The organism is Sulfuriflexus sp. (assembly GCF_032250955.1).
Lineage (GTDB): Bacteria > Pseudomonadota > Gammaproteobacteria > AKS1 > AKS1 > Sulfuriflexus.
On sequence record NZ_JAVVES010000088.1, the window covers coordinates 1 to 8844 of the forward strand.

Here is an 8844-nt window from a genome sequence, read left to right on the forward strand (position 1 = left end):
TACGGAAGCAATCCTGTCCCTGTCACCGATAACACAAAGACTTGCAAAACGGGAGGAGACCATATACGGATTAGCGTTAGCGTAATCCGACAGTTTTTTTAAAAGGCTTTTAAGTTTTTAAAAGCAGTTGTTTTTTTCGCGCTTACCGCGCGCGAGTAACTTTTCTTTACTTGTCTGAACGAGTAAGGGGTCGGAGTCGTGCGGGCGTGGTGATTTGCGGGAACAGCGAGCCGCGACGTTGGCGAACAGGCCAAAAGCATCTGTAGACACAGACTCCGACCCCGTTGGATTAGCAAAAGGGGGGGGTATACTTCCAATACCCTTCCGTTGCTCAGAGATCGTACATCATCGGCAGCAACCAGCTCAGTGCCAGCCAGACGATCACTGTCAGCGGGATACCGACACGAACAAAGTCGTTAAACTTGTAACCGCCGGCATTCATCACCAGCAGGTTGGTTTTGTAGGCCATGGGGGTGGCATAGCTCATATTGGCACCGAACAGCACCGCCAGCACAAAGGGCTCCGCCGGCAGCCCCAACTGCTGTGCAATACTGATAGCGATGGGGGTGCCGATCACCGCAGCGGCATTGTTGGAAACAATGTTAGTCAACACCGCCATCAGCAGCATCAGTCCGCTGAGCATCACCGTCGGGGAGCTGCCGGCACTCAGGTCGACGAAAAGTGCTGCGAGAAAATCCGCCCCGCCGGTCTTCAGCAGCGCCGAACCCAGGGCAAGACTCGCCACCACGATCATAATCACCGGTGTGCTGAGTGCCTGGGCGGCATCGCGCCAGCTCAAACAACGGGTCAGCAGCAGTAGCAACACCCCGCAAGTTGCACTGATCGCGATGGGCAAGATACCCAGGGCCGCCACCACCACGATGGCCGCCATGATCGTCAAGGCGATCGGTGCCCGTTTTGTTGTCGGCAGGTCACTGGTGGCATCGAGCACCAACAGCTCACCGCTGCGTTTGAGCTCGGCGATCTGCTCGCTGCTGCCTTGTACCAGCAGCACATCACCCACGTTCAGGCGAACATCCCCCACATCCGCTTTGAGAGTGCGTATCGCACTGCCGGCCCGGTGCAGTGCCAGGGTTACCAGCTGGTAGTAATCGGCAAAACGAATGTGCGAGAGGGCGTTGCCCTCCAGCGGTGAGCCCTGGGTAACCACGATCTCGGCCAGCTGCTGCTCCTCGTCCTGTAGCGGATGCTCCTCATCCACCATGGCATCTCCGGCGTAGAGTTTTGTTCCCAGCACCGTCTCCAGCTCTTTGAGGTTTTCCGGTGTATCCTTGACGCTCATTCGATCGCCGGCCTTGAGCAACACATCAGGCAAGGGGGTCAGAACGGTATTCTCGCCACGGTAGATCTGCATCACTTTCAGGGCACCACCAGCCTTTTCATTCAGTTCCGCCAGGGTCTTTCCCGCCGCGAAACTTTCTTCATCCACATGCAGGTGGGCGGTAAAGACACGCGGTGAGGTGTCTTCCATATGCGCCTCGCGTCGGGGAATCATCCGCGGTGCAATGAGCCAGAGAAAAAGGATGGCGATGCCCCCGGCAAGCGCGGCCGGCACAAAGAAGTGGAACATACTCATGTGCGGCTGCCCCATATCGGCCGCCACGGAGACCACCAACAGGTTGGTTGAAGTGCCGATGGTGGTGCTCATGCCACCAACCAGCGTGGCAAAGCCCATCGGCATCAGGATCGCCGACGCCGGTTGTTTACTGCGCAGCGATACACTGACCAGGATGGGCAGCAGCAGCACCACGATCGGCACATTGTTGACAAAGGCGCTGAGTATCGCGCCCACCAGCAGGGTCAGCAGCAAAGAGAGCGTGGGACTTACCGACCAGAGCCGGGCGAGCTGGCGTCCCACAGGCTCCAGGGCGCCGGTACGCACCAGCGCCTGTCCGGCGATCATCAGGGCGCAGACCGCCACCAGCGCCTCATGGCCGAAGCCGGAGAAAAAGTCGGTCGCATGGAGTACCGCCCCATCCGCCTCATAGGGAAACAGGCCAAACCCGGCGGTCAGGATCGCCAGCACCACCAGGCTCGAGGTCTCGAGCGGGATCCGTTCTCGGGTAAAGAGAAACAGGGCGACAACAACCAGAAAAAGCACAGCCAGACCATGGCTGTCGGGAAGGGCAGGGAGATCCATATCGTTCAGTCCTGTGCGCGGCTACTCGACAAAGTCTACGCCAAAGCGGTGGCCCACCTTAGGGGTTCTTAGGGGTCGGAGTCAAAATCGCATAGCCCATTGATTTTCTGCACCTTCCGGTTTTTCGTACCATGGTTGGCCTGGTTGACAGCGAAGTATCTTTATCGCTAGCCTTTGTAACACATTTTATATAGCAAGAATATCAAGGAAGATATTATGCCTAGACGGCCCCGTCTTTATTTGCCCGATCAACCTCAGCATGTGGTGGTGCGTGGACATAACCGCGATCCGATTTTTGCCTGCCACGATGACTTTCGTTTTTTCTACAAATGTCTGTGTGAGGCGGCAATTCGCCATCAGTCTTCAATTCATGCATGGGTATTCATGCATAACCATATTCACTTGTTGGTGACGCCTGCTGATGCCGAGTCATTGCCGAGGACGATGCAGTCGGTTGGGCGTCGCTATGCGCAATATTTTAATCGTCGTTATCATCGCAGCGGTTCTTTGTGGGAGGGCCGATACAAGGTGGGCCTGGTTGATACGGAAGACTATTTGCTAGCCTGTTATCGCTATATTGAACTCAATCCGGTGCGCGCGGGAATTGTAAGCAAACCTGAGGATTATCCATACTCCAGTTATCAGGCAAATGCTTTAGGTAAAAAAGATGCTCTGGTTACGCCTCACGAACTGTATTTGAATTATGTGGATAAAGGGCCGGAGTCGTGCGGGCGTGGTGATTCGCTGGAACCGCGAGCCGTGATGTTGGCGAGCAAGCCAAAAGCACCTGTAGACAGCAACTCAGGCCCCGCTGGATTGATGTATTATCGTTCGCTTTTTGACGAGGTGCTGACTCGAAAGGAGTTGACCGATATTCGTCGAGGTACGGAAAAGGGGCTGGGCATTGGTCGAGCCGAGTTTTTGCTTAAGGTAGCGAAGTTGGTTAGTTCTTAAAGGGTCGGAGTCGTGTGGGTGTTGTGATGCTGTGGGGTGGCAAGCCGTGACGCTGGTGTTTGCGTCATGAGCATCTGCAGGCAACGACTCCGACCCCGAGTTTCAGGCAACGACTCCGACCCCGAGTATCGCGACCCCAAATATCAGACCCCAGATGAACCCTGTCGGGAAACGGTAAAACGCCTGATCCCACTGGATAAAATTCAACCAAAATGCTAATTTCCACTCCCCGTTTTCCAAAGTAATACCCTTATGACGCGCAAATTATTTATCAAGACCTTCGGCTGCCAGATGAACGACTACGATTCGTCGCGCATGGCCGACGCCTTGCGCGATTCGCACGGCCTGGAACGTACGGAGTCGCCGGAAGAGGCGGATGTGCTGTTGCTGAATACCTGCTCGGTGCGCGATAAGGCGCAGGAAAAGGTGTTTTCGGTGCTGGGACGCTGGAACCAGCTCAAGCAGGCGCGCCCGGGGCTGGTTATCGGCGTCGGTGGCTGTGTCGCCAGCCAGGAGGGCGAGGCGATCCGCCTGCGGGTGCCCTACGTGGATATGATCTTCGGCCCGCAGACGCTGCACCGCCTGCCGGAGATGCTGAAGGAAACCGAGCAGAAGCATAAGCCCTGTATCGATATCAGCTTCCCGGAGATCGAGAAGTTCGACAACCTGCCGGAGCCGCGTGCCGAGGGGCCGACGGCCTTTGTCTCCATCATGGAGGGCTGCAGCAAGTATTGCACCTTCTGCGTGGTGCCGTACACGCGTGGCGAGGAGGTCAGCCGGCCGTTTGACGACGTCATCGCCGAGGTGGCCGGGCTGGCGGCGCAGGGTGTGCGCGAGGTGAACCTGCTTGGCCAGAACGTGAATGCCTATCGCGGGCCGATGCATGACGGCGATGTGGCCGACCTGGCCTTGTTGATCCGGTACGTTGCTGCCATCGATGGCATCGACCGCATCCGCTACACGACCTCGCACCCGCAGGAGGTCAACGATGCCCTGATCGAGGCCTACCGCGACGTGCCGGAGCTGGTCTCGCACTTGCACCTGCCGGTGCAGTCGGGTTCGGACAAGGTGCTGGCCGAGATGAAGCGCAATCACACGGCAGCCGATTACCGTGAATTGATCGCCCGCCTGCGCGAGGCGCGTCCGGACCTGAGCCTGTCATCGGATTTTATTATCGGTTTCCCGAACGAGAGCGATGCTGATTTCGAAGACACGATGAAACTCATCGAGGACATCGGTTTTGACCACTCTTTCAGTTTCATCTACAGCCCGCGCCCGGGCACGCCGGCCTCGGACATGCCGGACAGCGTCGACCTCATCGTCAAGCAGGCCCGCCTGGGCCGCCTGCAACGGCGCATCAGCGAGATGGCGGCGGCGATCAGTGACAGCATGGTAGGCAGCAGGCAAAAGGTGCTGGTCACCGGCCCGTCACGCAAAGACCCGAACGAGCTTAGCGGCCGCACCGAAAATAACCGCGTCGCCAACTTCAAGGGTGATGCCGCGCTGGTGGGCCAGTTCGTCGAGTTGCACATCACCGAGGCCTTTCCGAATTCCCTGCGCGGTGATTACCTGCGTACTTTTGCCTGATAGCCCGTCAACGCTGCCGGCGAGCTTGCACGGGCACCGGCCTTTCATTATCTTTCTATATAAGTAGCCACACGGAATCACTTTGAGCGAACACCTACAATCGAACCAGTTTGTCCTCGACCCTCCCGATAACCTGCGGCTGGCCAATCTCTGTGGCCAGTTTGACGAGCACCTGCGCCAGATCGAACGCTCGCTGGGGGTGGAAATCAATAACCGCGGTAACCGTTTCCAGGTCATCGGTGAGGATGACTCGGTGCGTGCCGCCGGCGAGGTACTGAACGGCCTCTACGCCGAATCGGCGAACGAGACCCTGAGCCCGGCGCAGGTACACCTGTTCCTGCAAGGCACGGGGCTGGCCAATGTTGTGCAGCCCAAGCTCGATGACGAGCCGATCATCATCCGCACCCGCCGTGGCCAGATCAAGCCGCGCACACCAAACCAGCAACGTTATGTGAAGGCGATTCAGAACCACGATATCAATTTCGGCGTCGGCCCTGCCGGTACCGGCAAGACCTACCTCGCCGTTGCCACCGCGGTGGAGGCCCTTGAGCGCGACGAGGTGCGCCGCATCCTGCTGGTGCGGCCGGCGGTCGAGGCCGGGGAACGCCTCGGTTTCCTGCCCGGTGACCTCGCGCAGAAGGTCGACCCTTACCTGCGCCCGCTCTACGATGCCCTGTATGAAATGCTCGGCTTCGAGAAGGTCGCCAAGCTCACCGAGCGCAATGTTATCGAGGTCGCGCCCCTCGCCTACATGCGTGGCCGTACCCTGAACGAGTCCTTCGTGATCCTTGATGAGGCGCAAAACACGAGTGTCGAGCAAATGAAGATGTTCCTGACCCGCATCGGTTTTGGTTCCAAGGCCGTCATCACCGGCGATGTCACCCAGATCGACCTGCCGACGCACCAGAAATCCGGGCTACGCCACGTCATCGAGGTGCTCAAGGATGTTGATGGCATCAGTTTCAACTTCTTCCTCTCCCGCGACGTCGTCCGCCACCCGCTGGTGGCCCGCATCGTCAACGCCTACGAAGATTACGAGCAAGCCAACCCCGCGGAGAACAAACGGCGGCCGTGATCGAGATCGATTTTGAAAACGCCAGCACGGCAACGGGGCTGCCGACCGAGCCGCAAATCCGTCACTGGGTCGAGACTGTCCTCGAGGGCCGGCTGGCGTCGGCCACGCTCGGCATCCGTATCGTCGATGAGGACGAGAGCGCCGAACTGAACCAGACCTATCGCGACAAACCGGGGCCGACGAACGTGTTGTCATTTCCCTTCGAGATGCCGGACCTGCCCGCCGCGCTGGCAGCCACTGAGAACGAGGAGATCCCGGTCAAGTTACTGGGTGACCTGGTAATTTGCGCCCCGGTGGTGGCACGCGAGGCGGCCGGGCAGGGCAAGCCGCTGCCGGCGCACTGGGCCCACATGGTCGTGCATGGCGTGCTGCACCTGCTTGGCTACGATCACCTCGATAAGGGCGAAGCGGCCGAGATGGAGGGGCTCGAGCAGCGGCTCCTCGCCGAACTGGGTGTTGGCGACCCCTACGCCAGTCTCTAAGCGTGTGTAAAGATTAGTATTTTCATAAAGAAAAGCGCTACAATGCGCGTCCTTTTTGTGACAGGGAGCGATTTGAGCATCGCATGAACGAAGACCGATCTAGTAACGAGCCCACTCAGCGCTCCTGGTTTGAACGACTTGGCCAGGCCCTGATGGGTGAACCCCAGGACCGCGAACAACTCGTCGAGTTGTTACGCGATGCCGAGCAGCGCAATCTCCTCAACCCCGATGCCCTCGCCATGATCGAAGGTGTCCTGCAGGTTTCTGAAATGCAGGTCCGTGACATCATGATCCCGCGTTCGCAAATGGCCATCATCGAGCGCGAGGCACAGTTGTCGGAATTGTTGCCGGTCGTAATCGAGGCCGGGCACTCGCGTTACCCGGTAATCGGCGAGAACAAGGACGAGGTCATCGGCATGTTGCTGGCCAAGGACCTGTTATCGTTTACCGCCGGTGGCGAGGCCGACAAGTTCAACCTGCGCGACATCCTGCGCCCGGCCGTGTTTGTGCCGGAGAGTAAACGTCTCGATGTGTTGCTGAAGGAATTCCGCTCCAGCCGTAACCACATGGCCATCGTCGTCGATGAATACGGTGGCGTGGCCGGCCTGGTCACCATTGAAGACGTGCTGGAACAGATCGTCGGTGAGATCGAGGACGAGTATGACTTCGATGAAACCGCGGCGATTCTCAAGCTCAACGAACACGAGTTTACCGTCAAGGCGCTGACCCCGATCGATGAATTCAACGAGTACTTTGATACCGATTACAGCGACGAGGAGTTCGATACGATCGGCGGCGTCATCACGAACAGTTTCGGGCACGTGCCGAAGCGCAATGAGACCGTCGTGCTGGGCGAACTCGAGTTCCGCATCATGCGTGCCGACAAGCGCCGCGTGCACCTGCTCAAGATCGTGCGTCGTCAAGAAGCCACGGAGTCCGGCACCTGAGGTTGCCCATGCATCGTTGGCTGCACAACAGGCTTCAGGCGCGCGGTGAGAAGAGCCGAAACCTGCTGGCGTTACTGACCGGCGCCATCACCGTTGCGGCCTACGCCCCGCTGGAACTTGCCGCCCTTGCCGTGCTGGGCATGCTCGGGCTTTTCCTGCTCATCCCTTATAACCACCCGCGACAAGCCGCGTGGCGCGGATTTTTCTTTGGCCTGGGACTCTTCGGCGCGGGGACGTCATGGGTCGTGGTCAGTATCTACGAGTTCGGGCACTCGCCGTTGCTACTCGCCGTCTTCATGACCCTATTAATGGTGGCCTACCTGGCCCTGTTTCCGGCCCTGTTTGCCTGGGCCATGGCGCGCTGGCAGGTCAACAGGCGGCCGTTGGGTTTTGTCTTGCTCGCACCGGCCTTCTGGGTGGTTACCGAGTGGCTGCGGGGCACACTCTTCACCGGCTTCCCGTGGCTGAACATGGGTTACAGCCAGGTCGATACCTGGCTTTCGGGTTACGCCCCGGTCGTAGGGATTTATGGCCTTGGCTGGCTGGTGGCCCTGTCCGCGGCCTTGCTGTTTGTGATTCGACAAAAACCGCTGGTGGCCTCCTTATGTCTGCTGGCGATCTGGGGTAGCGGTTTTAGCCTCACCGGTCAGGAGTGGGTTAGCGCCAGTGGCAAGCCGCTGCGCGCCACCTTGTTGCAGGGCAATGTCTCGCAGCATGAGAAATGGCAACCACAAGGGCGCGCACGCACGCTCGGCCTTTACGAAGATCTTACCCGGCAACATCTCGACAGTGATTTGATTATCTGGCCGGAAACAGCCGTACCGGCGTTTTACGATTCCGTGGCGGAAGATTACATTGAAGACATCCGCAGCCTGGCGCGCGCAAGCCAGACTGACCTGCTCATCGGGGTGCCCATCCGGCGGCCAACGGCTGACCCGGAACAATTACGTTACTACAACAGTGTGGTTGCCCTTGGTGAACAGCTTGAGTTCTATCACAAGCAGCATCTCGTGCCGTTTGGCGAGTACGTGCCGTTCGGCAATCTCCTGCGCAGTATTGGTGGCGTCTTCAACCTGCCGATGTCGGATTTTTCATCCGGTGGCATGCAGCCGCCGCTTAACGTAGCCGGCCAGCAGGCGGCGATCACGATTTGTTATGAGATCATCTTCGCCGAGGAAGTGCGCCGCAATATCACCGAGGCGACGATGCTGGTGAATGTCAGTAACGATGCCTGGTTTGGTCGCTCACTGGCGCCACTGCAACACTTCGAGATGGCGCGCATGCGTGCCCTGGAAAGCGGCCGGCCTTTATTGCGCGCCACCAATACCGGCATCACGGCCTTTGTCGATCACAAGGGGCGGGTGCAACATCGGGCGCCGGCCTTCAGCGTGCAGGCCCTGACTGGCATGGTGCAGCCGATGACCGGCATTACACCGTACGTACGTTACGGCAACATGCCGGTTATGGTGCTGATGCTGCTCCTGCTTGGTGCCGGCGTCTGGTATCGACGCCGCTAAGTAGGGCAAGTGCCGGAATGACGCGTATAATGGAATAATATTGCAGGCTCTTCGGAAAAATTAGTGGGTAAAAATATAGCGAATTTGGAGCAATAGAGATAGTTTTCTGGAAATTGGAGGG

General features: G+C 58.5%; 7 protein-coding genes. 6 read left to right on the plus strand and 1 reads right to left on the minus strand.

The window, feature by feature from the left end; genetic code table 11:
* Positions 1-331: 331 nt before the first annotated feature.
* Entirely contained in the window at positions 332-2161 is a 1830-nt protein-coding gene (locus tag RQ738_RS12430) for an SLC13 family permease (RefSeq protein WP_314165568.1), read from the minus strand.
* A 216-nt stretch (positions 2162-2377) separates the two neighbouring features.
* Between RQ738_RS12430 and RQ738_RS12435 the strand changes: the two genes are divergently transcribed.
* From RQ738_RS12435 to lnt, 6 genes are all read left to right on the plus strand, one after another.
* Positions 2378-3115 (plus strand): REP-associated tyrosine transposase, encoded by a 738-nt coding sequence (locus RQ738_RS12435; protein ID WP_314165569.1) that lies wholly within the window; start codon positions 2378-2380, stop codon positions 3113-3115.
* A gap of 252 nt (positions 3116-3367) precedes the next feature.
* Positions 3368-4702 carry a tRNA (N6-isopentenyl adenosine(37)-C2)-methylthiotransferase MiaB gene (gene miaB, locus RQ738_RS12440; protein WP_314165571.1) on the plus strand — a complete coding sequence of 445 codons (1335 nt, stop codon included), beginning with the start codon at positions 3368-3370 and terminating at the stop codon, positions 4700-4702.
* An 82-nt stretch (positions 4703-4784) separates the two neighbouring features.
* Positions 4785-5777, plus strand: a complete 993-nt coding sequence (locus tag RQ738_RS12445) for a PhoH family protein (protein WP_314165572.1) — start codon at positions 4785-4787, stop codon at positions 5775-5777.
* On the plus strand, positions 5774-6259 hold the full coding sequence (gene ybeY, locus RQ738_RS12450; RefSeq protein WP_314165573.1) for an rRNA maturation RNase YbeY: 486 nt from the start codon (positions 5774-5776) through the stop codon (positions 6257-6259). The genes RQ738_RS12445 and ybeY overlap by 4 nt, the downstream gene beginning before the upstream one ends.
* Positions 6260-6342: 83 nt before the next feature.
* Entirely contained in the window at positions 6343-7206 is an 864-nt protein-coding gene (locus RQ738_RS12455) for an HlyC/CorC family transporter (RefSeq protein ID WP_314165575.1), read from the plus strand.
* An 8-nt stretch (positions 7207-7214) separates the two neighbouring features.
* Entirely contained in the window at positions 7215-8723 is a 1509-nt protein-coding gene (gene lnt, locus RQ738_RS12460; protein ID WP_314165576.1) for an apolipoprotein N-acyltransferase, read from the plus strand.
* Positions 8724-8844 lie beyond the last annotated feature (121 nt).

Coding starts and splice junctions, on each gene's coding strand:
- RQ738_RS12455 (WP_314165575.1), top strand. CDS start 6,343: ATGAACGAAGACCGATCTAGTAACGAGCCCACTCAGCGCTCCTGGTTT.
- miaB (WP_314165571.1), top strand. CDS start 3,368: ATGACGCGCAAATTATTTATCAAGACCTTCGGCTGCCAGATGAACGAC.
- RQ738_RS12430 (WP_314165568.1), bottom strand. CDS start 2,161: ATGGATCTCCCTGCCCTTCCCGACAGCCATGGTCTGGCTGTGCTTTTT.
- RQ738_RS12435 (WP_314165569.1), top strand. CDS start 2,378: ATGCCTAGACGGCCCCGTCTTTATTTGCCCGATCAACCTCAGCATGTG.
- lnt (WP_314165576.1), top strand. CDS start 7,215: ATGCATCGTTGGCTGCACAACAGGCTTCAGGCGCGCGGTGAGAAGAGC.